The following is a 21,883-nucleotide window of genomic DNA, read 5'->3' as shown; positions in this document are numbered from 1 at the left end:
GGAGCAGATCCTCGGATCCGGACCGATCATCGTCGAGGCATCGCGCCGCCGACGCAGGCTGGGGATGCCATGGCGGCAGAGGTGATCCGATGACCCGCTCCTCCGACTTCAAGAAGCTCGTGCGCGCCCGCATGGGGCGCACCGGCGAGAACTTCACGGCGGCCCGCGCCGCGCTGCTCGCGCAGGCCGCGACCCGGCCCGAGCGCATCGCCGCCCCGACGCCCGATCCCGCGGCGGCGCGCGCGCACCACGAGAAGCTCATCCGCCCGTTCCTCATCGGCGGCGTGCTCGAGCGCATCCCCGCCAAGCGCAAGACGCGCCTCTCAGTGCTGCTCGAGCTGCTCGCGCGCTTCGCCCCCGGGGAGGTCTACACCGAGGCCGAGGTGGGCGACATCCTGCGGCCCGTCCACGAGGACGTCGCCTACCTGCGCCGTGAACTCGTCGACTACGGGTACCTCGAGCGCGACGGCGTGGGCGCCTACTGGCTGCCGGCCGCGCCGCCGGCCCGTGTGGGCAACATGGCCCAGGAGGTCAGCGACTGGGAGGCCGTCTGGCTGCCGCGCTTCCTCGCCGGGACGCTCGAGGACGAGGCGGAGTCGTCCGCCGAGCCCGCGCGACCGGCTGAGCCCGCAGGCTCCGCGGACCCCACGATCAGCGCGTGAACGGCGCGGAGGCCTCGTCCAGGGCTGCGACGTCCTCGGCCGCGAGCTCGAGCGTGGCCCCGGCGACCAGCGCCGGGAGCTGAGCGGTGGTGCGGGCGGAGGCGACCGGAGCGGTCACGCCCTTCGCGCGCAGCCAGGCGAGGGCCACGGCCGTCGGCTCCGCGTCGTGGCGCTCGGCGACGTCGACGAGGACGTCTACGAGGGCGAAGCCCTCGGGCGTGCCGTAGTCGGTGAGCTGGGCGCCGCGGGCGACCCCCTCGAGGTCGGCCGCCGAGCGGTACTTGCCCGTGAGCAGGCCGGCGGCGAGGGAGAAGTAGCTGAACAGGGCGAGGTCGTTCTCGTCGACGACCTGCCCGTAGCCGTTCTCGACGTCCGCGCGATGGGCGAGGGAGTACTGCACCTGGATGGCCACGGGTACGGTCAGATCCTCGGCGCGGGCCGCCTCGATCCAGGCGCGCTGGCGCTCGGGGGACAGGTTCGAGATGCCGATGGCGCCCACCTTCCCGGCGCGCACCAGGGAGTCGAAGGTGCGGGCGAGCTCGGCGGGGGACTGCGTCTCGTCGTCGAAGTGGGCGTAGTAGAGGTCCACACGGTCGGTGCCCAGGCGGGCGAGGGAGTCCTCGAGGGCGGCCTCGACGTTCTCCCGTGCGAGACCCTTGCGGGAGGCGAGCGAGCCGACCTTCGTGGCGAGCACGACCTGGTCCCGGGTGCCGCGCGCGGCGAGCCAGCGGCCGATCACGGCCTCGGAGACGCCGCCGTCGTTGCCCGGTGCCCACGCGGAGTAGACGTCGGCCGTGTCGATCTGGCGGCCCCCGGCGGCGAGGAAGGCGTCGAGCACGGCGAAGGACTCGTCCTCGTCGCTGGTCCAGCCGAAGGTGTTGCCGCCGAGGACGAGGGGCAGGTCGCCGATGAGATCGTGGGTCATGTGCATCTCCTGCGATGTCGAGAGGTGAGTGCTGATGCGTCACCGCCGACGATAGGACGATGACCTGACATGCGTCCGAGGGGTGTTCACGGGACGACACGACGCGCCGGCGGGACTCGGCGCGGACGCGGCGCGCCGACGGGATTCAGCGCGCGGGCTCCTGGTCCCCGCGGGAGCGGCGGGCGAGGGCGCGGCCGACTCCGCCGAGCGCTGCGTCCCGCCCTCCCGCGAGCCCGTCGGCCATCCCGGCGCGCAGCATGACCTCCGAGCCGAGCCTCCAGCCCTGGTCGACGAGGTGCCGCCGCGCGGCGTAGCGGGCCAGCGCCGGGCGGATCCGCTGCGCGCCGTCGAGCGCCGTGGCGAGGGCCGCCGCGTCCGAGAGTGCGGTGTTCGCCCCATGTCCCAGGTTCGGCGCCATCGCGTGCGCGGCGTCGCCGATCAGCACCACGTCCTCGCGCACGGGCCGCACCGGCGAGACGGTGAACAGGCCGTGCACCGTCGTGCGCGCGGGCGCCGACGCCTCGAGGACGGCGTCGATCGCCGCCCGTGCGCCGCCCACGACCTCCCGGAGGTGCGCGAGGTCGCCCTCGCGATCGGGTGCACGGTGCTCGGGCACGGACGCGAACCAGTTGGTGCCGCCCCCAGTGAGCGGCGTGATGCCGAACAGCCACCCGCCGCCCCAGGTCTCCGAGATCTCCGGCGGCGCCTGCGGGGTGATGCCGCGCAGGATCGTCATTCCGTGCCCGCGGGCCCGGGCGCCCTCGCCCCAGCCGGAGAGCCGGATCAGCGAGTGCAGTCCGTCGGCGCCCACGAGCACGTCGGCGCCGCGCCGCAGCGGACGCACGTCCTGGACGCGCATCCGTCGCCGTCGGACCTCGCTCGGAAGCGCCCTGCGCAGGCACGCGAGCAGGTGCGGGCGCGGCACCAGCAGCGCCTCGCCCGAGGGCAGGGTCGCGAGCACTCGGCCTCCGCGCCCCACGAGGCGTCCCTCGCGCGGGGCCGTCGCCCCTGCCGTCACGGCATCGAGCACTCCGATCCGCGCGAGCACCCGCTGGGCCGGCGGGAACAGGGCGAGCGAGGTGCCCAGCGCCGGCTGCGCGAAGTCCTCGTCGATCAGCTCGACCTCGTGCCCGGCAGCGGCGATCAGGGCCGCCGCGGCGGTCCCGGCGACGCCCGCACCGAGGATCCGGACGCGCAGCACCCGCCGGAACCGCCCGGGTCCCGTGGACGAGGGCCCGCGGCGGGCATCACGCACCCGGGACCGGCCTCTCCTCGGGGCCGACGTACTCCGAGAGCGGGCGGATCAGGGCGTTCGCGGCCCGCTGCTCCATGATGTGCGCGGTCCATCCGGTGATCCGCGAGGCGATGAACAGCGGTGTGAACATCTCGGTGTCGAAGCCCATCAGGTGGTAGGTCGGGCCTGCGGGGTAGTCGAGGTTGGGTTTGATGGACTTCGCCTCGTCCATCGACTGCTCGAGCCCGTTGTAGAGACCCAGGATCTCCGGGCGGCCCACGTGGTCGATCATCGCGTCGAGCGCCTGCTTCATGGTGGGCACGCGCGAGTCGCCGTTCTTGTAGACGCGGTGCCCGAAGCCCATGACCTTCTTCTTCTGCGCGAGGGCGTCGTCCATCCAGGCCTTCGCGCGGTCCTTCGCCGCGGACTCGGACTCCTCGGGGCGGATCCCGATCTCCTCGAAGGTGTGCATGACGGCCTCGTTGGCGCCGCCGTGCAGGGGGCCCTTGAGGGCGCCGATCGCGCCCACGACCGCCGAGTGCAGATCGGAGAGCGTCGAGGTGATGACGCGCGCGGTGAAGGTGGAGGCGTTGAAGGAGTGCTCGGCGTAGAGCACCATCGAGACGCGGAAGGCATCGACGACCTCGGGCGCCGCCTCCTCCCCGAAGGTCATCCACAGGAAGTTCTGGGAGTAGTCGAGGTCCTCGCGCGGGGCGATCGGCTCGGTGGGCCCTCCGGCGCGGCGCCGCCGCTGCTCGTAGGCGATGACGGCGGGAAGCTGTGCGAGCAGCCTCCGGGCCTTCTCGAGCTCCGCGGCGGGCGAGTCGTCCTGCGCGGCGGGATCCAGACCACCCAGGACCGAGACGGCGGTGCGCACGGAATCCATCGGGTGGCAGGTGGCGGGCAGGGAGTCCAGGGCCGCCTTCACCTCGGGCGCGAGCGCGCGGTGGGCGCGCTCGTGGGCGCGGTCCTCCTCGATCTCCGCGTCCGTGGGCAGCTCGCCGGTCCACAGCAGATGGGCGACGGCCTCGAAGGGCTGGGTCGCGGCGAGCTGGGGCACCGGATAGCCGCGGTAGAGCAGGGAGTTGGTCTCGGGGTTGACCTTCGAGATCGCCGTGACGTCGGTGACGACGCCCGCGAGCCCGCGGTGGATCTCGGGGCCGGTCGACGGGTTCTTCGCGGGGTCGCTCTGGCTGCTCGGGCTCATGACTCGCTCCTCTGCTCGTCCGTGCTCGTGGTTCCGCTGGTGCTTCTGCTGTTGCTGTCGGTGCTGCTGCTGTTGCCGCTTCCATCGCCGCTGCCTGCGGCGCCTGCGCTGCCCGTCCCGGCCCGGCCCGGGACCTCGAAGTCGAAGACGCCGGCGTCGAAGCTGCTGAAGGACTCGTAGTCCACGAGGTCGTAGAGGCGTGCGCGGGTGAGCATCTCGTCCACGCGGGATGCCTGGGACCCCTCGACGCGGATGGACTGCAGCACCCGTTCGATCGCGCCCATCGCGGTGCGCAGCAGCGTCACCGGGTAGATGACCAGCGCGACGCCGGTCTGCGCGAGCTGCTCCCTGGAGTACAGCGGGGACTTCCCGAACTCCGTCATGTTGGCGAGCACGGGCACGTCGACCGCCCGGCACACGGCCTCGAACTCGGAGAGGTCGGCCATCGCCTCGGGGAAGATCGCGTCGGCCCCCGCGTCCACGAGGGCGCGCATGCGCTCGATCGCGGCGTCGAGCCCGGCGCCGGCGCGCAGGTCGGTGCGGGCCATCACCAGGAAGTCCGGATCGCGTCGGGCGTCGACCGCGGCGCGGATCCGCTGCACGGCGGTCGCCGTGTCCACGGTGGCCTTGCCGTCGAGGTGGCCGCAGCGCTTGGGGTTGACCTGGTCCTCGATGTGGCAGCCGGCCAGGCCCGCGTCCTCGAGCTCCTGGATCGTGCGGGCCACGTTCATGGGCTCGCCGAAGCCGGTGTCGGCGTCGATGAGGCAGGGCAGGTCGGTGGTGCGGGCGATCTGGGCGCCGCGGGCGGCGACCTCGGTGAGAGTGGTCAGGCCGATGTCCGGCAGCCCCAGCTCATCGGCGAGCACCGCGCCGGAGATGTACACCCCGGGGAAGCCCTGCTCCTCGATGAGGCGGGTGGACAGGGGCGTGAAGGCGCCGGGGAACGGGGCGGCGGCGCCCGGGTGCAGCAGCTCGCGCAGGGCGCGGCGCTTGGCCGACGGGGTGGTCGTGGAGTTCAGCATCGAAGCTCGTCCTTCCAGGATCCGGGGTCAGAACAGTCCCGCGGGGGCGGCCGCTGGGTCGATGACGCCGTCGGCCGCCCGCAGGGAGAGACGGTGCAGCTGTCCCGCCGGGAGGTCGGGGAGGCCCTCGACGGCCTGCAGGAAGCGGTCGGCCTCGGCGTCCTCGACGACGCCCTCGGCGAGCGAGCGGAACTTCTGGACGTACTGCTCGCGCGCGAAGGGACGGGCGCCCTGCGGGTGCGCGTCGGCCACGGCGATCTCGTCCCGGATCACGGTGCCGTCGCGCAGGGTGATCTCGACGGCGCCGCCGAAGGCCTTCTCGGTGAGATCCAGGGAGTGGTAGCGGCGGGTCCATTCGGGGTCCTCGGTCGTGGTGACCTTGTGCCACAGGGCGACGGTGTCGGGCCGGGCGGCGCGGTCGGGCGCGTAGGAGTCGACGTGGTGCCAGGCGCCGTCCTGCAGGGCCACGGCGAAGATGAACGGGATCGAGTGGTCGAGGGTCTCGCGAGAGGCGCGCGGGTCGTACTTCTGCGGGTCGTTCGCTCCCGAGCCGATCACGAAGTGCGTGTGGTGGGACGTGCGGAGGAGGACCGAGTCGACCTGCTCCGGGTCCGTGGCCTCCGGGTGCGTCTCGTGCAGGCGGCGCGCCAGATCGATCCAGGCCTGCGCCTGGTACTCGGCCGAGTGCTCCTTGGTGAAGGTGTCGAGGATCGCCCGCTTGGGCTCGCCCGGATCGGGCAGGGAGACGGTGTAGCGGGCGTCGGGGCCGTCCAGCAGCCAGGCGATCACGCCGTCCTCGCCCTCGTAGATCGGGACGGGGGAGGTCTGGCCGCGCATGGCGCGATCCGCCGCCTCGACCGCCATCTTCCCGGCGAAGGCGGGGGCGTGCGCCTTCCACGTCGAGATCTCACCCTTGCGGGACTGTCGCGTGGCCGTGGTGGTGTGCAGGGCCTGGCCGATGGCCTGGAAGATCGTCTCCGCGTCGAGGCCGAGCAGCGTGCCGATCCCGGCCGCGGCCGACGGCCCCAGGTGCGCCACGTGGTCGATCTTGTGGGCGTGCAGGCTGATCGTCCGCGCGAGATCGACCTGCAGCTCGTAGCCGGTGGCGATGCCGCGGATCAGGTCCGCCCCCGTGGCGCCCGTGTGCTCGGCAACCGCGAGGATCGGCGGGATGTTGTCACCGGGATGGGAGTACTCGGCGGCCAGGAAGGTGTCGTGGAAATCGAGCTCGCGCACGGCGACGCCGTTGGCCCAGGCCGCCCACTCCGGGGAGGTGCGCTCGTCGGTGCCGAACACGCCGGCGCCCGAGCCTCCGTGGGAGACCGGGTGGCTGAGGGCCTGCGCACGGGCCGAGACCACGGGGGAGCGGCGCAGCGAGGCGAGGGCGACCGCGGCGTTGTCGATGATCCGGTTGATGATCATCTCCGAGACCTCCGGGCCGACGGCCACGGGGTCGACGGCGACCTGCGCCATCTGCCAGGCCAGCTGCTCCTCCCGCGGCAGGTTCTCCTCGGAGCGGTGGACGCGGACATCGATGTCGTGCATGGGGTCCTCTCTGGGGCGTTGACCGTGCTCCCACCGTGTATACCGCATGGTGGCGTCCGGCGGATGGCCGCGGCTCCCCGTGGAATCCGACGGGAGCCGTGGAATCCGGAAGGCGCCCCGGAAGCCGCCGGTCGCCCTGCCGATGCGGACCCGCGAACATGCCCCTGCGTCGCGGCGTCCGGCCTATGCTGGGGGACCTGTGACGTACGCGACAAGGAGCCCGGATGCCGATCTACGAGTTCCGCTGCACGGGCGCTCACCGCTTCGAGGTCTCCGTGCCGATGAGCATGCGCGATGGGGCGCAGGACTGCCCCGACTGCGGCGCCTCCGCCGGGCGGCTGATCGCCGCGCCGGCGCTGGGGCGTCTCGGCTCGCTTACCGCTCGGCTGCTCGACAGCACGCAGGCCAGTGCGCACAGCCCGGGCGTGGTGGATGCCGTTCCCGGCGGAGGCGCCGCCCCACGGCGGGGGACGCCCGTCACCCGGGACCCGCGCCACGCCCGCCTGCCGCGTCCCTGAGGCCGGCCCTGTTCGCGACGGGGCCGAGAGGCGACCCCGTCCCTGTGGAAGGAGAGGCCATGCCCACGAACGTCTTCCCGTTGGATTCCACCAAGCCCTTCACCGATCAGAAGGTCCTCGGCCACAACCGCTGGCACCCGGACATCCCTCCCGCCGCGAGCGTGCGCCCCGGCGACACCTTCCGCGTCGACTGCCGCGAATGGTTCGACGGGTACATCCGCAACGACGACTCCGCCGAGGACATCGCGAGCGCGCCGCTGAACACCGTCCACGCGCTCTCCGGGCCCTTCCGCATCGAGGGGGCGAAGCCCGGGGACCTGCTGATCGTCGACATCGTCGACGTCGGCCCCATCCCGCAGGAGGACGAAGGACCCCTCGCCGGCCAGGGCTGGGGGTACACGGGAATCTTCGCCAAGCGCAACGGAGGCAGCTTCCTCACCGATGAGTTCCCCGACGCCTACAAGGCCGTCTGGGACTTCCGCGGCGACCGCGCGACCTCCCGCCATGTCCCCGGGGTCGAGTTCACGGGCATGATCCATCCCGGGCTCATGGGGACCGCGCCGTCGGCCGAGCTGCTGGGCCGATGGAACACGCGCGAGGCGGCGCTGATCGCGACCGACCCGCAGCGCGTCCCGGCGCTCGCGCTCCCGCCCGAGCCCGACGGGGCAATCCTGGGCGGGGTGCCCGACGGGGACCGCGAGAGGGTCGCGGGGGAGGGCGCGCGCACCGCCCCACCGCGCGAGAACGGCGGCAACCAGGACATCAAGAACCTCACCAAGGGCACCCGGATCTTCTACCCGGTGTTCGTGGACGGGGCGAACTTCTCGGTCGGCGATCTGCACTTCAGCCAGGGCGACGGAGAGATCACCTTCTGCGGCGGCATCGAGATGGGCGGCTTCCTGGACCTGCACGTGGACGTGATCCCCGGGGGCATGGAAAAGTACGGCGTCGCGGAGAACGCGATCTTCATGCCGGGCGACACCCCGCCGCAGCACAGCAGGTGGCTGTCGTTCTCGGGCACCTCCGTGACCCTGGACGGCGAGCAGCGCTACCTCGACTCGCACCTCGCCTACCAGCGGGCCTGCCTGCACGCGATCGACTACCTCTCGACCTTCGGCTGGTCGAAGGAGCAGGCGTATCTGCTGCTCGGCGCCGCGCCGGTCGAGGGAAGGTTCTCCGGTGTCGTGGACATCCCCAACGCGTGCGCGACCGTCTACCTGCCGCTGGACATCTTCGACATCGACATCCGCCCCGGAGCCGGGGATGTGCCGCAGATCGATCCGGGGATCGGAGCGCCTCGCGCAAGCGTCGGCTGACGCGGACGTCGTCGGGCCGCGTCAGTCACCCCGTGGCTGATCCGGATGCGCGGGGAAGGGGCGACGACCCGCGCTCAGTCCTCGCGCTCGCCGACGAGGAACGTGCTCGGGTCCACCGGGCGCTGCGCGCGAGGCAGGGTCTCGACGACCAGCAGGTAGGAGTCGGTCACGAGCTCGCGCACGAAGGCGGCGTCCAGGCTCCCGCCAGGCCACAGGGTGATCCAGTGCTGCTTGTTCATGTGGTAGCCGGGCGTGATGTCCTCGTGCATCGAGCGAAGCGCCTCGGAGTCGCGGGGGTCGGCCTTCAGCACGACGGCGGGCGTCCCTCGCACCCCGGCCAGGAGCGCGAACATCTTCCCGAGCACCTTCGCGACGTCCGCCTCGGGTCCGAAGGGCTGCGTGACGTGCGCGGCCGGCAGCTCGAGGGCGCGCGCCCGCGCTACGTCCTGCAGGGTTTCCCCGTCCATCACGCCATTGTCCACGGCGGCCCGCCGAGCTGGCCGCGTCACGCTCCCTGCTGCTGGATGATCCCGATCTTCTGCCAGACCTTCCGGGCCATGTCCGAGGTGAGGGTCTCGATGCCCTGGACCGCGTCCAGCACGTCGCCGTCGGTCGTGTCCTCGGCGAACAGCGCGGCGCTCTTGCCCACCAGCGACAGCATCTCCGTGGAGAAGTCGAGGTACCGGGTGAGGTCCGCGCGGTCCAGATCCATGCCGCCCTCCTCTCGGGTGGCGCGTTCGAGGCGCTCGGGGACCTTGGTGAGCTGGTGCATGTCGATCACGTGCGCGAGCGAGCGCAGGCGGTGCAGAATCCTCAGCACGCGCGCCCGCTCCATGCGCTCGGGCAGCGAGAAGAGGAAGAACACGGCGATGCCGCCGAACACCAGGTCGTTGATGATCGTCTCGATGAGGGGAAGCAGGTCGAGCGGCCCGACGGCGCCGGGAGAGGTGGCGACCTGGACTGCCGCCAGCGCCACCGCGCCGCCCAGGAAGATCGCGATCAGCAGCATGACCAGGCGCGAGAGCACGCGAGCCGCGCGCACGCGGCGTCTGCTGATCCCGGATCCCGCGTTGATCTCGTCCACGATCCCCACCACCTCGCCGCACACCTCCCAGAGCGTGCGATCGGGGAACCGGGAGCTGATGCGCTGCTGCAGCGACTGCGCCGAGCGCCGCACCGCGGCACCGTCCAGGCGCTGGAAGCGGCTGGAGTCGGGCGGCGCGTCGGTGTGGTCGTCGGGGCGCGGGATCGGAGTGGGGAGCCGGGGCATCCCGCGAGGGTATGGCACGTGGGAGGGGTACCCCGTCGACGCCGCGCTGCAGGTCTTCAGTGGAGGCGATGCACCGGCGCTGCTGTGAGCCGATGAGTGACGAGCAGGGCGGGCCCGCCGTAGTGCTCGAGCTCCGTCGTGACCGCGCGGCGCGGCCGGGTGTCCGGGAGCCGGTCGTTGTAGCGTGTGCTCCTCCGCTCGAGAAACCTGCCGATAGAGGAGTCCGATGGCCCGCCCTGTGGTTCCGATTCTCTCGCCCAGCAAGATCGCCGATGCGGCACTGGAGCTCGTCGAGAGATCGGGGGACGTGCAGATGACGTCTCTGGCGAAGTTCTTGGGAGTGGCTCCCTCATCCCTCTACAGCCATGTCCAGGGGCGAGAGGAGGTGATCGACCTCGCTCGTCTCCGGATGCTGGAGCGCATCGCACCCCTGCCCGACGGCCTGGGGTGGGAGGCCGCTGTCGAGGGTTTGATGCGGCAGCTCGCGGACCACTATTCGCGCCACGTGAAGCTGCTGCCCCTGATCTTCTCCACGTCCATCTCCCGCGAGCGGACGATCGCGATCTACGAGCCCGTGTTCGCCGCACTCCTCGACGGAGGGTTCCGCCCTGATCAGCTCCGCCTGATCATCGGTCTCATCGAGTCGCAGGCCCTTGGGCTCGCACAAGGCCTCCCGGAGCCCGTCATCTCCGAGCGCATCCGGGCCGCCCTTCCGGCGTACACCGCCTCCATCGACCACTCCCGCTATGACAAGGAGGCTGCCACTGATTTCGCTGTCACGGTCATCCTGGGAGGTCTTGCCCGCATGCTCCCGAGGTCGGGGGAGTAGCGGCGAACGACCGCAGCGGAGTGTGTTCGACCACAGCCGCGCCCAGCAGGAATGAAGCAGGGGGAGCAGGTGTTGATCTAACCGAATCCAATTCGGAAAGGCGATCATGACCTACACCTCCGACCTCACCCCCGAACGCGCCGACCTCCTCCGTCAGCGCTACGGCCGTGACCATCAACCGGCGATCCTGTGGAACCGGCAGATCGAAGATCTCCTCGCACACCGCTCGCAGCGTGCGTTCCTGCCCGATCCCGTCACCGAGCAGGAGCTGGCGACCATCGTGGCTGGTGCGCAGTCGGCCTCGACATCCTCCAACCAGCATCTGTGGAGTGTCGTCGCGATCTCGGACCGGGACACGCTCGAGCAGCTCGCCGCCTACACGAGGGGGCCGTCGATGAAGGGGAAGGGCTACGACTTCGTGGCCGCGGCACCGATGGTCCTGCTGTGGGTGGCGGACATGTCCCGCAACCAGGCGATCGTCGAGCGTGAAGGCGCGGACCATCACGCCATCGACTTCCTGGACGCGTTCACCATGGCGACGATCGACACGGCTCTGGCGGCTCAGAACGGGCTCGTCGCAGCCGAGTCGATCGGGCTGGGCGGCGTGTACCTCGGATCGATGCGGAACCAGTCCCAGGCTCTGGCCGACCTGATCGGCCTGCCCGACTATGCATACGTCGCCTTCGGCATGGCGATCGGCCGCCCCGACCCGGAGCATGCAAGCTCGATGCGCCCTCGACCCCCTCAGTCCGTCGTGCTCCACCGCGAGGCCTATGACAATGATCAGGGCACAGGGTGGATCGACGACTACGAGGACGCCTTCCAGGAGTTCCGCACCGACGCCGGCCTGCGCGACAAGACCTGGGTGGAAGCGACCGTCTTCGCGGCCAGCCCCGACTACATGGATGGCCGCGAACACCTCCGTCGCACGGTCACCTCCCGGGGATTCGCTCTCCAGTGATGACCCGTCCGGGCGGCGGGCGTGGCCCTGCCGCTCGGACGCCAGCGCACTGTGTTGCGCCCGATCGGAGGGGCGGAATGTCGTGCACGGCGCCGACAACCTCTTGCGTGCGGTCGGTGCGCCTCTGTGCTGCCGTGCAACGGGGGACGGGCATCTCGCGATGGTCCCCGGCGGGGTCGAGCCTTCCCGATGAACCTGTCCGATGAATGCGTCGGGAGCTCATGCGTGCTGACCCGGCTGTCGGGAGCCGACCATCCCGTGCGTCGCCCTCTGCACGGGTAGGTTCCCGTCCGATGTGTCACGGGCACAGTCCTTTGTCCTGTGGTGCGGCACGGGGAAAGCTGCCCAGATTCTCGCCAAGTCATCACATTCCTTTTGGGTGACGTCGGGAGAACCGCCATAGCGTGACTGTCGGCGTGAAGCTTCGGCTAGCTAGATTGGACTGGGGCCTAGCTGTGCAAGCACGGCGCGAACTCGTCGAAGACGACTGCGGCAACCTCTGCCGATGACCTGTGGTCTGTGTCGACGACGAGGTCGTGTGACGGGAGCTGATGCAGCTCTCGTGCAAGTCGCTCATGGTCACCGAGGTGCCACGTCAGTGCGCGGTGCTGGCTTGAGGTGTATCGGCCACGGAGTCGAAGTTCTGCCACGTCCGAGGACGCGGTGAGGTGCACAACCCGGAGCGGGAGCTCGAAGCACTGCTTATAACGCTCCAGGTCCTTGGCTTTTGTGATCACTCCCGCGATGAGGGGTGTCCGTGGGCCAGTCTGACGGTAGTTCCTCCACACCGCACGAATGTTGTCGGCCTCCGTCAGGACGTTTTCAGGATCCGTGGTAGCCGTCGGCCATGAGCGATGGAACCAGTCCACATCGAAGAGGCTGAACGGGAGCTCGGCTTCGGCGAAGAGGTCCGCGAGGTGCTCGAGCGTCGAGGATTTGCCCACCCCGTACGAACCGTTGAGGAAGATCCCGAACTCACGAAGCGTCATGACTGGGAGCCTATCCGGGCCTCTGGGGCCGGGGCGCGTCCTGAAAGATGACGCGGCTTGCAGGAAGTTGGGCAGCAACGCGCTTACTGCTCAGAGGTGCGTGTCTGGTGTGCCCATCGCTCGAAGTCGGCTTGGACCTCGTCGAAGAATGCAGTCTTCGCTCTGGTGTAGTCGTCGTAGTCGGTCTTGCCCGCGTTCTCGTCGCTCAGCCGCCTCTTCATCGACTCGTATCGGATGCGCTGGTCAGGATGTGCTCGCAGCCAGTCTCGGAACCAGACCGTGTAACGACCCCAGGGTGAATCCGCACGGCGCACGTGCAGGATGATGCGGTTGGGCCGGTGCACGAAGACCGACTTCTCCCAGACGGCGTCATCGACGAGTTCTGAGCCGCGTGGGATGTCGCGGTAGACGCCAGGGGAGTCTGGTCTCGCCCCTCGAGCTCGCTCGTAGCCGAGGTCTTCGAGCTGTCCGCACAACGTGGAGTCAGTGGGCAGCGGGAGGATCCGGATCTGGAGATCGAGGTTCGGCTTCGCGGACAGCCCGGGCACGGCCGTGGATCCAATGTGCTCGTAGCTGGCGACAGCAGCCCCCGGAAGCCCCGACAATCGATCGCGAAGTTCATCGAGTGCCCGTTCGGCGCGGTGCGGCCATGAGTGGTCGTACACGTGGAGTTGTGCAGGGTTCGACCACAGCGTCGTCATGGCATCACGCTACGCGCGGGACCGTTTGATCACAGTGAGTTGTTGGGGGTGGCGGGAGCTCTGATCTGGGGTCGGTGAGGCCGGGCCTTGGCGAAGTCGCCGAGGGTGGACCAGCCTTCCGAGCCCGGGGCTGAGGGACCGAGCCCGTTGTAGGTTCTAGCACCATCTGTCTGACAGGCGGCGCTGTGCCCTGCGGCGTGACGACCGAGACGCAGGCCCAGTTTCTCCCCGAGGCGTCCGATTCCTCGGCTCGCTTCTACCTTGCGTGAGCCGCTCACCGGGGCGACCGCATCGGCCCCGACCCAGGTTCCGACGCATGACGGTCATCGGCAGCACAGGCCGCAAAGAGCTCGGTCGGGTGCGGGAGTACGGCTAGCTCTGGCTCGAAGGCGTGGACCTTCCGCCGGCCTCCTCGACCCTGATGTCACGGAGGACCTCATGGGGGAGTCAGTTCTGTGGTGTTCTTGATGCGTGGAGGAGACGACGACGTCCCTAGTGGACATGCTCTGGGAAGACGAGGATCCACGGTCGGTCATCGATTCACGCTTTGGATTCAAGAGTGTTGAACAGGCCGGCCGTTGGATCAAGGAGACAGTGCGGAAGCAGTGGGAGCTGGATATACGTTCCTGCAATCGGATCGCGATCAGCGACCGCAATGCGCTGGGCTGGTTGAATTCTCCTACTGAAGCGTTTGTGGCCAAATGGTCGATCGCCAGTGACAGGTTCGCGCACCTCAACGCCCTTGCCCGAGTGGTTGCCTGGCTGGGGAAGGAAGGGGTTCCGATCTCTGCGCCGATCCCTGCGAGCAACGGGCAGGTGCAGCTCGAAGTCGACAACGTGTCGCTCGCTCTGCAAAGGAAGATCGACGGGACGATTCTGGACGTCGGCGCGCCGAGCCAAGTCCGCGCTGCAGGGGCGACGCTCGCCCACGTGCACGAGGCGCTCGCGGCGTACCCAGAAAGTCTCCAGTTGCCCACTCTGCACCCACCCCGGAGAACACTCACCTCAATGGTCCGCGGATGGCTCGATGGTGACCGCTCTCATGTCCCAACCGCGGCACGGCAGGCACTGGAAAAAGCGATCGAGAGCGGGCTGGACGATGCGCTACCCACACAAATGCTCCACGGCGATTTCCGAAGCACCAACATCCTGTGGTCCGAAAATGGAGTCAGTGGCGTGCTCGACTTCGACGAGGCAAGGGTCGGGCCCAGGATCGACGAGCTCGCTCGCTCCGCGGTGCTCTTGGGAACCGAGTACCGAGACTGGAACCCGGTGTCCGCCGAGGTTCGTTCGACCTTCCTCGACGGATATGCGTCCGTGAGTGCACTCACCCAGGCTGAGGTGCGATGGTGGCCGGTCCTGGTGCTCTGGTACTCGGTCGCGATGATTCCCAAGAGCGAAGAGTCGTCAAGCTGGTCACGCGCAGCCTTAGCAGAGCTGTGTTCGTCGGCCTGGAGGGATTGATCCCGCAGGACGACCCCGCAGCCCGACCTGAGCATGTTGCCTCCTGACATCGTCTCCGCCGTTGTAGCAGCGATCCACGGGCACAACATCACGGTCGCTCGGTACGGAAAGGTGGTCGGCGAGCTGGAGTTTCGATCATCGCTGCGCGATGGCCCGGTCTTGCCGACGCACGACGAAGTCGAACCGAAACGTGCGGTACCGCCCCAGGGCCGCTGTCATTGCTACAGCCAAGGAAGTTTCTGACGTGGCACGTTCGAAGCTCTCTGCCGAGTTCGGTGAAGGGCACGTCGTTCTTGACCTCGCCGATGTTCCACCCAGGAGTGAAGTGCTCCTGCCTCCACCCCGCGGCGGGCCGTCAGCTGATCGCCGCGCTACGCCGAGAGTTCAAGGGGGCACGAAGCGTCATCACCGAGATCGAAGATCTGAACACGGGGACCTGCTACAGCTGCCCTGTCGCCCGGATGCTCAACAAGGAAGCATCCGCGTGCCCCCGAGATCGATTGGTGACCTCCCTGGTGCCGTACGGACGCACCTCACGAGCGGAGTGTCTCCGGGGATCGAGAAACCCTGTCGGTCAGTAGGTGGTCGTCCGTCCGTTGGCTGAGGCCTTCGCCGGTGCTCGAGTCAGCGTGCTCCGTCGCGTACTGACATATGGGTGAGACCACTGGCACGCCACTGACCGATCGATGAGATTGCTGCCAACTTGCGAAGATCGCCCATCTGTGAACTGGACCACTTCTCGCCAACAGGGGAATGAACGGCAGGCTCCCGTAGTTGAGTCATGTGTACTCAAGTTTGGTGAGGCGGGGTTTGACAGCCCTGCGCGGCGGATCTCTACTTGAGTGCGTACGACTCAGCGCTTCCCGGCGGCATCGCCGGCGGTGCACGAACCCGTTGCGACCGTGCGTCGCAGAAAGGCAGGCCCCCATGTCCCGTGTCGTCGGAATCGACCTCGGAACCACCAACTCCTGCGTCGCGATCATCGAGGGCGGCCAGCCCACCGTGATCGCGAACGCGGAGGGAATGCGCACCACCCCGTCCGTCGTGGCCTTCTCCAAGCAGGGAGAGGTCCTCGTGGGCGAGGTCGCCAAGCGCCAGGCGGTCACCAACGTGGACCGCACCATCTCTTCGGTCAAGCGCCACATGGGCACCGACTGGAGCACGGACATCGATGACAAGAAGTACACCGCGCAGGAGATCTCGGCCCGCATCCTGGGCAAGCTCAAGCGCGATGCGGAGGCATACCTCGGCGAGCCCGTCACGGACGCCGTCGTCACCGTCCCCGCGTACTTCAACGACTCCGAGCGCCAGGCGACCAAGGACGCCGGCCAGATCGCGGGACTGAACGTCCTGCGCATCATCAACGAGCCCACCGCGGCCGCTCTCGCCTACGGGCTGGAGAAGGGCAAGGACGACGAGGAGATCCTCGTCTTCGACCTCGGCGGCGGCACCTTCGACGTCTCCCTGCTCCAGGTGAGCAAGGACGAGGACGGCTCGGCCATCCAGGTCGAGGCCACCGCGGGCGACAACCGCCTGGGCGGCGACGACTGGGACCAGAAGATCGTCGACTGGCTGATCCAGCAGGTGAAGTCCAAGGACGGCGTGGACCTGGGCAAGGACCGCATCGCCCTGCAGCGCCTCAAGGAGGCCGCGGAGCAGGCGAAGAAGGAGCTCTCCTCCTCGACGTCGACGAACATCTCGCTGCAGTACCTCTCGATGACCGAGAACGGCCCGCTGCACCTGGACGAGAAACTGACCCGCTCGCACTTCGAGGAGATGACGCAGGACCTCCTCGAGCGTACGAAGGCCCCCTTCCACCAGGTCATCAAGGACGCCGGGATCTCCGTCTCCGACATCGACCACGTGGTCCTCGTCGGCGGCTCGACCCGTATGCCGGCCGTCTCGGAGCTCGTGAAGTCCCTGACCGGCAAGGAGCCGAACAAGGGCGTGAACCCCGATGAGGTCGTCGCCGTGGGCGCCGCCCTGCAGGCCGCCGTCCTCACCGGCGACCGCAAGGACGTCCTGCTCATGGACGTGACCCCGCTGAGCCTCGGCATCGAGACCAAGGGCGGGCGGATGACCAAGCTCATCGAGCGCAACGCGGCCATCCCGACCAAGGCCTCGGAGATCTTCTCCACCGCCGAGGACAACCAGCCGTCGGTCGCCATCCAGGTCTTCCAGGGCGAGCGCCAGTTCACCCGGGACAACAAGCTCCTGGGCACCTTCGAGCTGACCGGCATCGCGCCGGCCCCGCGCGGCATCCCGCAGATCGAGGTCACCTTCGACATCGACTCCAACGGCATCGTGCACGTCAGCGCCAAGGACCGCGGCACCGGCAACGAGCAGTCCATCCAGATCACCGGCGGGTCCGCCCTCTCCGAGGACGACATCGACCGCATGGTCAAGGACGCCGAGGCCCACGCCGCCGAGGACGAGGAGCGCCGGAAGAACTCCGACGCCCGCAACACCCTCGAGCAGCTCGTCTACCAGGGCGAGAAGCTGCTGAAGGACAACGAGGACAAGATCTCCGAGTCCGACCGCACCAAGGCCGAGGACGCCATCAAGGAGGGCAAGGACCTGCTCGCGAACGAGGACGCCTCCACGAGCGACCTCGAGGCCAAGCGGGACGCCCTCAACGAGGCGCTCCAGGCCGTCGGCACCGCGATCTACTCGCAGCAGGGCGAGGACGGCGCCGAGGGCACCGAGGGCGCTCCGAACGCGGACGCCGGTGCGTCGTCGGATGACGACGACGTGGTCGACGCAGAGATCGTGGACGACGAGGACGAGGAGAAGAAGTGATGACCGAGAACCAGCAGACGCCCGATCCCCAGGACCCGCAGGGTCCCGAGGGTGACGCGGCCGAGGCGGGGTTCTCCTTCACCGACAAGCGCAGGGTGGATCCGGCGGACGGCAGCGTCCGGCCGTCGGGCCCGACGGCCGACGACCAGGGGGGCGACCCCCTGGACGCCGAGGCGGCGGCGCTCTACGAGCAGGCGCAGCAGGAGGGCGGCCCCGCGGGGGAGGCCTCCGGCGAGAGCGCCCGGATCGCGGAGCTCGAGTCGCAGGTGGCGGACCTGTCCGAGGAGCTCAAGCGCTCCCAGGCCGAGTACGTCAACTCCCGGCGTCGGATCGAGGCGACGGCGGCGGCCGACAAGCAGGCCGCTTCCGCCCGCGTCCTGACCAGCCTGATCAGCGTCCTGGACGACATCGAGCTGGGTCGCCAGCACGGTGACATCGCCGAGGGCACCCCGTTCCACTCGATCGCCGCGAAGCTCGAGGACACTCTGCGCTCGCAGGGCCTCGAGCGGTACGGCGAGGCGGGCGACGAGTTCGATCCGAGCCTTCACGAGGCCCTCATGCACGAGGAGTCCGCGGAGGCGGACACCACCCGGATCAAGCTCGTCATGCAGCCCGGGTACCGGGCGGGCGACCGCGTGCTGCGGCCCGCCCGCGTGGGCACCGTGGGCCCGCAGTGATTCCCACGGGATGATCGGAGGCGCTCCCGTCGCTTCGGCGGGAGCCGCCCCGATCGCACGCCGACCCCGTCGGCGCGGCGGGCCGGTGCGGATCAGTTCCGCACCGGCCCGCCTGCCATGAGGGAACATCGGCACCACAGACTTCCGCGGCCCGCAGCCGGGCCGTGCACCATGGACTCAGCGGCACCCCTCGCCGCACCGGGACCACCACAGATCCACAGCAGACCGACGCTCCCCGAAAGGAGGCGCACGAATGTCCCAGCAGGACTGGCTCGAGAAGGACTTCTACGCGGTCCTCGGCGTCTCGAAGGACGCGAGCGCGCAGGAGATCAAGAAGGCATACCGCAAGAAGGCACGGGACCTCCATCCCGACCGCCACGCCGACGACCCCACCGCCGAGGACCGCTTCAAGGAGGTCGGCGAGGCCTACTCCGTCCTCAGCGACGACGAGCAGCGCGAGCAGTACGATGCGATCCGCGCCATGGGCGCGGGCGGCGCGCGCTTCGCCCCCGGATCCGGCGGCGGAGGCGGCGGCGGATTCGAGGACATGTTCGGCTCGATGTTCGGAGGCGGCGGAGGAGGCCGCACCGCCTACAGCTCGGGCGGTCAGAACATCGACATGGACGACCTGCTGCGCATGTTCGGCGGCGGCGGGGGCGGCGCGAGCTTCGGCGGTGCGCCCGGCGGCGGCGCGGGATTCGGCCGCGGCGGCTACGCCACGCAGACGAAGGGCGAGGACCTGCGCGCCCACCTCACGCTCAGCTTCCGCGACGCGGCGCTGGGCACCGAGGCGAAGCTCGACGTCGGCGGGCGCAGCGTCACCACCCGGATCCCCGCCGGCGTGCACGACGGACAGAAGATCCGTCTGCGCGGCAAGGGACAGCCCGGTCAGAACGGCGGCCCCGCCGGCGACCTGATCCTCACCCTCGACGTCGGCTCCGACCCCGTGTGGTCCGCCGACGGCGCGGACCTGCACATCACCGTGCCCGTCCGCTTCGACGAGGCGGCGCTCGGCACCACGATCGAGGTCCCCCTGTTCGACGGCGGCCACGTGCGGATGAAGGTCCCCGCGGGCACGCCGTCGGGCCGCACGCTGCGCGCCAAGGGCAAGGGGCTGAAGACGTCCAAGCGGACGGGGGACCTGCGTGTGAAGATCGAGGTGGCCGTCCCCGAGCACCTCGACGACTCGGCGCGCGAGGCCGTCGAGGCCCTGCGCGACGCGCTCGGCGACGAGGACCCGCGCGCCGGCCTCGCCGAGGCTGCCCGCCGCTGACGGCCGCGGGCGATCCGGCCCGGACGCTGACTGCGCCCAGGCCGGTCGCGCGGCGCGGTGCACGACCAGAGCTCGACCGCAGTACGAGAGGAGGCGAGGGCGATGCCCCCGTTCCAGCAGTTCGACGAGCGGGCGCCCGTGTTCGTCATCTCCGTCGCGGCCGAGCTCGCGGGCATGCACCCGCAGACCCTGCGCCAGTACGACAGGCTCGGCCTGGTCTCACCGCAGCGCACGTCCGGCCGCGGTCGCCGTTACAGCGCGCGCGACGTCGCGCAGCTCCGCGAGGTCCAGCGCCTCTCCCAGGAGGAGGGCATCAATCTCGCGGGGATCAAGCGGATCCTCGAGCTGCAGGACGAGGTGACGCAGCTGCAGTCCCAGCTCGGTTCCGTGCGAGAGGCGATCGCCGCGATGGGCGGCCGCACCTCGGGCTCCCGCAGTGGCGGGGGCGAGGGCTCCGGTCGTGTCTTCGCGGCCGACAGCGCGGGGCGCGTGAGCACCCTGCGCCGCGGCCAGCGCCCCGCCCGCCCCGATAACGGGGCCGTCGTGCTCTGGAGGCCGGGCGGGGGACGCTGAGCCGTGCGCACGGGTCCGACGGGCGCTCGAACCTTCGAGTGCTCGGCCCGTCGCCCGCCCTCAGCGAGGACGACGCGGGGTGACGCCCTCCTGGTCGTAGATGCGCTGCAGCTGCGCGGCGACCTCCTGCATGTCCACCGCCTCGGCGGCGGCGCGGCCCGCCGCGGAGAGGTCGGCGAGATCCCCGTCGAGGAGCCGCCGCAGGCGCTCGGCGATCTTCTGCGCTGCGCTGCGCCGGGCGCGCAGCGCCTGGTCCGAGCCGCCGTTCACGGCGCTCGAGGCGGGCACGGGCACCTTGTGGACGACCTCGCCGTCCGGCAGCCATTCCTCGTAGATCGGGATGTCCGAGAGCAGCACGGGGGCGCGGCAGGCAAGGGCCTCCAGCAGCACGATCCCCTCGGTCTCCTCCTTGGTGAGGAAGCAGAAGGCGTCGCACCCGGCGTAGGCCTCGCGCAGCACGTCCGGGGTGACGTACCCCGGGAAGCGGGCGTTGGACGGCGCGGAGGCGACCGCGGCGGCGACGTCCTTCGTGATCAGACGCGGGTCGGTGCGGCCGTACCAGACGAAGGTGACCTCGGGCATCGCTCGGGCGAGCTCCACCCATTCGAGGATCCCCTTGCGGACCATCTGGATGCCCACACTCATCACCACCGGTGCCTCGGGCGCCAGTCCCAGACGATCGCGCAGTGCAGCGCGGTCCCCGTCGCGGCGCGCGAAGAAGCCGGTGTCGACCCCGTTCGAGAGCACGTGGATGCGCCGGGAGATCTTGTAGCGGGGCCGGGAGATCAGCGTGCGCGCGTACTGCGTGGGCGTGACGACCGCGTCCCCGCGGCGGTATATCCACGCGATCCAGCGCCGGAACCAGGGAGCGATCCGGTTCGCTCCCGTGAACGAGTCCCGGAAGTCCTCCTCGGTCGAGTGCGCCCACATCATCACCGGGCGCCCGCGCAGGTGCGAGAGCGCCGCGAGCAGCGGGGTGTCCGGGAAGGGGGTGTTCAGGTGCGCGACGTCGTAGTCCGCGAAGGGCGAGGTGACGACCTCGTGCCCCAGGGCCTCGACCGCACGGCGCTGATGACGGATGGCCTCGCCGATCCCGGACTGACCGGCGAGGGCCGCCAGGCCCTTGGGGATCAGCACGCGCAGACGCGCAGGAGTCGTGTCGTCGCCGCTCACCAGGGCACCACCTTCATCAGCAGGGCGCTCACGCCCAGTCCGTACGCGAGCAGAGCCCAGGGCTTGCACGCGAGGATGATCAGCGCGAACGTGCGCCAGCGCATGCGGGTCGTGCCCGCGAGGTAGCACAGCAGGTCGTCCGGCGCGACGGGCAGGGCGATCGCGGTCGCGAACAGGGTCGTGAAGCGGGGCCTGCGGGTCCACCCCAGGTACTTCTCGACCGTGCTCTCGCTGAACGCGCGCTCGATGAGCCCGAGCCCCATGTGGCGGGCGATCGCGAAGTTCGCGAAGGAGCCCGCGCACACCGCGAGGTAGCTCAGCAGCGTGCCCTCGACCGGGCCGAACAGCACGGGCGCCGCGAGCACGAGGATCCCGCCGGGGATGATCGGGAAGACGACGCTCGCCCCGCTCAGCAGCACCAGGACCACGGGTCCGAAGGCCCCCAGCGAGTCGATGAAGGACTGCAGGTGCTCCTGGGAGTCCAGGACGCCGGCGCGCAGGCCCCAGATGACGGCGCCCGCGCAGGCGAGCAGGCCCAGCAGGGGCGCGAGGCGCACCGCCACCCGCAGCGGATCGCGACGGGGAGCGGCGGACGTGTCACCGGTGACAGCGGCAGCCGCGTCTGTCGGAGCCGGCGATACGGCTGACGAGCTGACGGACGGGCCGGTCGCAGGACGCTCGAGGACAGCAGGGCGCGCAGGACGGGCGGGGCGCGTGGTGCGCCCCGGGATCGTGGTGCTCATGG

General features: G+C 70.0%; 21 protein-coding genes. 10 read left to right on the top strand and 11 right to left on the bottom strand.

Annotated elements, in window-relative coordinates; genetic code table 11:
- Nucleotides 1-89 precede the first annotated feature (89 nt).
- Nucleotides 90-662 carry a DUF2087 domain-containing protein gene (locus M4486_RS07665; RefSeq protein WP_249480557.1) on the top strand — a complete coding sequence of 191 codons (573 nt, stop codon included), beginning with the start codon at nt 90-92 and terminating at the stop codon, nt 660-662.
- Here the strand turns inward: M4486_RS07665 and M4486_RS07660 are convergent.
- From M4486_RS07660 to M4486_RS07640, 5 genes are all read right to left on the bottom strand, one after another.
- The gene (locus M4486_RS07660; RefSeq protein WP_249480556.1) at nt 652-1,587 is read right to left on the bottom strand and encodes an aldo/keto reductase; all 936 of its coding nucleotides are present in this window, start codon (nt 1,585-1,587) and stop codon (nt 652-654) included. The genes M4486_RS07665 and M4486_RS07660 overlap by 11 nt on opposite strands.
- Nucleotides 1,588-1,732: 145 nt before the next feature.
- Complete coding sequence (locus M4486_RS07655; RefSeq protein ID WP_249480555.1) at nt 1,733-2,842, bottom strand: FAD-dependent monooxygenase; 1,110 nt, start codon at nt 2,840-2,842, stop codon at nt 1,733-1,735.
- On the bottom strand, nt 2,835-4,028 hold the full coding sequence (locus M4486_RS07650) for a bifunctional 2-methylcitrate synthase/citrate synthase (RefSeq protein ID WP_249480554.1): 1,194 nt from the start codon (nt 4,026-4,028) through the stop codon (nt 2,835-2,837). The genes M4486_RS07655 and M4486_RS07650 overlap by 8 nt, the downstream gene beginning before the upstream one ends.
- Nucleotides 4,025-5,050, bottom strand: coding sequence for a methylisocitrate lyase (prpB, locus tag M4486_RS07645; RefSeq protein ID WP_249480553.1), 1,026 nt, complete (start codon nt 5,048-5,050; stop codon nt 4,025-4,027). Before prpB ends, M4486_RS07650 begins: the two co-directional genes overlap by 4 nt.
- 27 nt (nt 5,051-5,077) lie before the next feature.
- On the bottom strand, nt 5,078-6,595 hold the full coding sequence (locus M4486_RS07640; protein WP_249480552.1) for an MmgE/PrpD family protein: 1,518 nt from the start codon (nt 6,593-6,595) through the stop codon (nt 5,078-5,080).
- Nucleotides 6,596-6,819: 224 nt separating this feature from the next.
- Here M4486_RS07640 and M4486_RS07635 point away from each other — a divergent pair, with 224 nt between their 5' ends.
- Both M4486_RS07635 and fmdA read left to right on the top strand, forming a co-directional pair.
- Entirely contained in the window at nt 6,820-7,113 is a 294-nt protein-coding gene (locus M4486_RS07635) for an FmdB family zinc ribbon protein (RefSeq protein ID WP_249480551.1), read from the top strand.
- Nucleotides 7,114-7,172: 59 nt separating this feature from the next.
- Nucleotides 7,173-8,429 (top strand): formamidase, encoded by a 1,257-nt coding sequence (gene fmdA, locus M4486_RS07630; protein WP_152353428.1) that lies wholly within the window; start codon nt 7,173-7,175, stop codon nt 8,427-8,429.
- 74 nt (nt 8,430-8,503) lie between these two features.
- On the opposite strand, the gene M4486_RS07625 is transcribed toward fmdA, so the two are convergent.
- Both M4486_RS07625 and M4486_RS07620 read right to left on the bottom strand, forming a co-directional pair.
- Nucleotides 8,504-8,896 (bottom strand): MmcQ/YjbR family DNA-binding protein, encoded by a 393-nt coding sequence (locus tag M4486_RS07625; RefSeq protein WP_249480550.1) that lies wholly within the window; start codon nt 8,894-8,896, stop codon nt 8,504-8,506.
- 38 nt (nt 8,897-8,934) lie between these two features.
- Nucleotides 8,935-9,699, bottom strand: a complete 765-nt coding sequence (locus M4486_RS07620) for a hypothetical protein (RefSeq protein WP_249480549.1) — start codon at nt 9,697-9,699, stop codon at nt 8,935-8,937.
- Nucleotides 9,700-9,925: 226 nt separating this feature from the next.
- On the opposite strand from M4486_RS07620, the gene M4486_RS07615 reads away from it, so the two are divergent.
- Nucleotides 9,926-10,528, top strand: coding sequence for a TetR/AcrR family transcriptional regulator (locus M4486_RS07615; RefSeq protein ID WP_249480548.1), 603 nt, complete (start codon nt 9,926-9,928; stop codon nt 10,526-10,528).
- Nucleotides 10,529-10,634: 106 nt separating this feature from the next.
- A complete protein-coding gene (locus M4486_RS07610) occupies nt 10,635-11,489 on the top strand; it encodes a nitroreductase family protein (protein ID WP_249480547.1) in 855 nt (284 codons plus the stop codon).
- 449 nt (nt 11,490-11,938) lie between these two features.
- Here M4486_RS07610 and M4486_RS07605 read toward each other — a convergent pair whose 3' ends face one another.
- Together M4486_RS07605 and M4486_RS07600 are read right to left on the bottom strand one after the other, a co-directional pair.
- Nucleotides 11,939-12,478 carry a chloramphenicol phosphotransferase CPT family protein gene (locus tag M4486_RS07605; protein ID WP_249480546.1) on the bottom strand — a complete coding sequence of 180 codons (540 nt, stop codon included), beginning with the start codon at nt 12,476-12,478 and terminating at the stop codon, nt 11,939-11,941.
- Nucleotides 12,479-12,561: 83 nt separating this feature from the next.
- Nucleotides 12,562-13,179, bottom strand: a complete 618-nt coding sequence (locus tag M4486_RS07600) for a GrpB family protein (RefSeq protein WP_249480545.1) — start codon at nt 13,177-13,179, stop codon at nt 12,562-12,564.
- A 471-nt stretch (nt 13,180-13,650) separates the two neighbouring features.
- On the opposite strand from M4486_RS07600, the gene M4486_RS07595 reads away from it, so the two are divergent.
- The 5 genes from M4486_RS07595 to M4486_RS07575 all read left to right on the top strand — a co-directional run bounded on the left by M4486_RS07595 (nt 13,651) and on the right by M4486_RS07575 (nt 19,965).
- Entirely contained in the window at nt 13,651-14,643 is a 993-nt protein-coding gene (locus M4486_RS07595) for a phosphotransferase enzyme family protein (protein ID WP_249480544.1), read from the top strand.
- Between the two features lie 927 nt (nt 14,644-15,570).
- Complete coding sequence (gene dnaK / locus M4486_RS07590) at nt 15,571-17,442, top strand: molecular chaperone DnaK (RefSeq protein ID WP_249480543.1); 1,872 nt, start codon at nt 15,571-15,573, stop codon at nt 17,440-17,442.
- Nucleotides 17,442-18,119 (top strand): nucleotide exchange factor GrpE, encoded by a 678-nt coding sequence (locus M4486_RS07585; protein WP_249480542.1) that lies wholly within the window; start codon nt 17,442-17,444, stop codon nt 18,117-18,119. Before dnaK ends, M4486_RS07585 begins: the two co-directional genes overlap by 1 nt.
- A 253-nt stretch (nt 18,120-18,372) precedes the next feature.
- Nucleotides 18,373-19,392, top strand: a complete 1,020-nt coding sequence (locus tag M4486_RS07580; protein ID WP_249480541.1) for a DnaJ C-terminal domain-containing protein — start codon at nt 18,373-18,375, stop codon at nt 19,390-19,392.
- Nucleotides 19,393-19,494: 102 nt separating this feature from the next.
- On the top strand, nt 19,495-19,965 hold the full coding sequence (locus tag M4486_RS07575) for a heat shock protein transcriptional repressor HspR (protein ID WP_249480540.1): 471 nt from the start codon (nt 19,495-19,497) through the stop codon (nt 19,963-19,965).
- Nucleotides 19,966-20,025: 60 nt separating this feature from the next.
- Here M4486_RS07575 and M4486_RS07570 read toward each other — a convergent pair whose 3' ends face one another.
- Together M4486_RS07570 and M4486_RS07565 are read right to left on the bottom strand one after the other, a co-directional pair.
- Complete coding sequence (locus tag M4486_RS07570; protein ID WP_249480539.1) at nt 20,026-21,138, bottom strand: glycosyltransferase family 4 protein; 1,113 nt, start codon at nt 21,136-21,138, stop codon at nt 20,026-20,028.
- Nucleotides 21,135-21,881 (bottom strand): TVP38/TMEM64 family protein, encoded by a 747-nt coding sequence (locus M4486_RS07565; RefSeq protein WP_249480538.1) that lies wholly within the window; start codon nt 21,879-21,881, stop codon nt 21,135-21,137. Before M4486_RS07565 ends, M4486_RS07570 begins: the two co-directional genes overlap by 4 nt.
- Nucleotides 21,882-21,883 lie beyond the last annotated feature (2 nt).

Source organism: Brachybacterium kimchii, assembly GCF_023373525.1.
GTDB lineage: Bacteria > Actinomycetota > Actinomycetes > Actinomycetales > Dermabacteraceae > Brachybacterium > Brachybacterium kimchii.
This window is presented reverse-complemented; position numbering and strand designations above follow the sequence as displayed.

Excerpts from the sequence above, each read along its gene's own strand:
- M4486_RS07665 (WP_249480557.1), top strand. The coding sequence starts at position 90 with ATGACCCGCTCCTCCGACTTCAAGAAGCTCGTGCGCGCCCGCATGGGG.
- M4486_RS07660 (WP_249480556.1), bottom strand. The coding sequence starts at position 1,587 with ATGACCCACGATCTCATCGGCGACCTGCCCCTCGTCCTCGGCGGCAAC.
- M4486_RS07650 (WP_249480554.1), bottom strand. The coding sequence starts at position 4,028 with ATGAGCCCGAGCAGCCAGAGCGACCCCGCGAAGAACCCGTCGACCGGC.
- prpB (WP_249480553.1), bottom strand. The coding sequence starts at position 5,050 with ATGCTGAACTCCACGACCACCCCGTCGGCCAAGCGCCGCGCCCTGCGC.
- M4486_RS07640 (WP_249480552.1), bottom strand. The coding sequence starts at position 6,595 with ATGCACGACATCGATGTCCGCGTCCACCGCTCCGAGGAGAACCTGCCG.
- M4486_RS07635 (WP_249480551.1), top strand. The coding sequence starts at position 6,820 with ATGCCGATCTACGAGTTCCGCTGCACGGGCGCTCACCGCTTCGAGGTC.
- fmdA (WP_152353428.1), top strand. The coding sequence starts at position 7,173 with ATGCCCACGAACGTCTTCCCGTTGGATTCCACCAAGCCCTTCACCGAT.
- M4486_RS07625 (WP_249480550.1), bottom strand. The coding sequence starts at position 8,896 with ATGGACGGGGAAACCCTGCAGGACGTAGCGCGGGCGCGCGCCCTCGAG.
- M4486_RS07620 (WP_249480549.1), bottom strand. The coding sequence starts at position 9,699 with ATGCCCCGGCTCCCCACTCCGATCCCGCGCCCCGACGACCACACCGAC.
- M4486_RS07615 (WP_249480548.1), top strand. The coding sequence starts at position 9,926 with ATGGCCCGCCCTGTGGTTCCGATTCTCTCGCCCAGCAAGATCGCCGAT.
- M4486_RS07610 (WP_249480547.1), top strand. The coding sequence starts at position 10,635 with ATGACCTACACCTCCGACCTCACCCCCGAACGCGCCGACCTCCTCCGT.
- M4486_RS07605 (WP_249480546.1), bottom strand. The coding sequence starts at position 12,478 with ATGACGCTTCGTGAGTTCGGGATCTTCCTCAACGGTTCGTACGGGGTG.
- M4486_RS07600 (WP_249480545.1), bottom strand. The coding sequence starts at position 13,179 with ATGACGACGCTGTGGTCGAACCCTGCACAACTCCACGTGTACGACCAC.
- dnaK (WP_249480543.1), top strand. The coding sequence starts at position 15,571 with ATGTCCCGTGTCGTCGGAATCGACCTCGGAACCACCAACTCCTGCGTC.
- M4486_RS07585 (WP_249480542.1), top strand. The coding sequence starts at position 17,442 with ATGACCGAGAACCAGCAGACGCCCGATCCCCAGGACCCGCAGGGTCCC.
- M4486_RS07580 (WP_249480541.1), top strand. The coding sequence starts at position 18,373 with ATGTCCCAGCAGGACTGGCTCGAGAAGGACTTCTACGCGGTCCTCGGC.
- M4486_RS07575 (WP_249480540.1), top strand. The coding sequence starts at position 19,495 with ATGCCCCCGTTCCAGCAGTTCGACGAGCGGGCGCCCGTGTTCGTCATC.
- M4486_RS07565 (WP_249480538.1), bottom strand. The coding sequence starts at position 21,881 with ATGAGCACCACGATCCCGGGGCGCACCACGCGCCCCGCCCGTCCTGCG.